This is a genomic window from Leisingera sp. ANG-M6, assembly GCF_000813905.1.
Taxonomy (GTDB): Bacteria; Pseudomonadota; Alphaproteobacteria; order Rhodobacterales; family Rhodobacteraceae; genus Leisingera.
This window is the reverse complement of sequence record NZ_JWLG01000049.1, coordinates 1-892: the sequence shown is the minus strand read 5'-3', so window position 1 is coordinate 892 and position 892 is coordinate 1. Positions and strand designations below refer to the sequence as shown.

The window sequence follows — 892 nt, the reverse complement described above, 5'->3', positions numbered from 1 at the left end:
GGCGCGGCGACCTGCCGCGCGAAACCATCCTGAACGCAATGGCGCAGCCCACCGTCGCGGGGGGCTATATCCTGAACAGCGGCGATGCGCAGGCGCCGCAGGCACCGGATCTGGCCGCCTATTTCACTGAAACCTTCCGCGCGGATGACAACCTGCTGACCTCCGCCCTGCGGCGGATCTTCAGCTACCACTGCGACCCTGCCCGGCCGCTGGCGCTGGCGGACCTCGGCCGCGCGGTCCGGGAAATGCCGGTGCTCTCCTTGCGCAAATACGCCTATGAGCACGCCTTTGCCTTCTTCTGGCAGGAGCTGGACACCGCGTTTGAACCCTTCGACGCCGAATGCGACCGGGTGGAGGCGCTCTGCGAAGGCTTCCGCAGCCTGCATTTCCTGGCCGCCCGCATCGCCCATACAGGCGACCGCGCCATGATCCCCGACCTGTTCGCGGCGCTGGATGCGCTGGACCAGCTCGAATTCACCATCAAATCGGCGCTGCACGCCCAGTTTGACACCTGGTGTGCCATCAACCTGCCAGCCCAGAATTGCCGCCCGGCCAGCCCCCAGCCGCAGGAGGTTCCGGCATGAAAATCTCGCTTTGCACCATTTCCTTCCGCCACCAGCTGATCGGGCTCAAGGACATTGCCTTCTGGGCCCGCGACAACGGCTTTCAGGGCATCGAGCTGTGGGGCGTGCACGCCCNNCGCTGGCCATTCACAACGCCCAATGGATGGCGGCGCAGGGCCTGTCGGTGCCGATGATCAGCGACTACCTGCCGCTGCATGACCCGGACCTGCTGCGCGACCGCACCCTGGCCCTCTGCGCCCAGGCCCGCACCTGGGGCGCCGCCAAGATGCGCACCTTTGCAGGCCAGCAGGCCAGCGCCGAGGCCACGG

1 protein-coding gene and 1 pseudogene are annotated in these 892 nt (G+C 67.2%); both read left to right on the top strand.

Going from position 1 to position 892, the window contains the following annotated elements:
- On the top strand, positions 1 to 584 hold a 584-nt coding region (locus RA24_RS21585), incomplete at its 5' end, for a DUF6005 family protein (protein ID WP_039194398.1).
- Positions 585 to 700: 116 nt separating this feature from the next.
- Positions 701 to 892: pseudogene (locus RA24_RS22875) on the top strand (sugar phosphate isomerase/epimerase family protein); the annotation flags it as partial.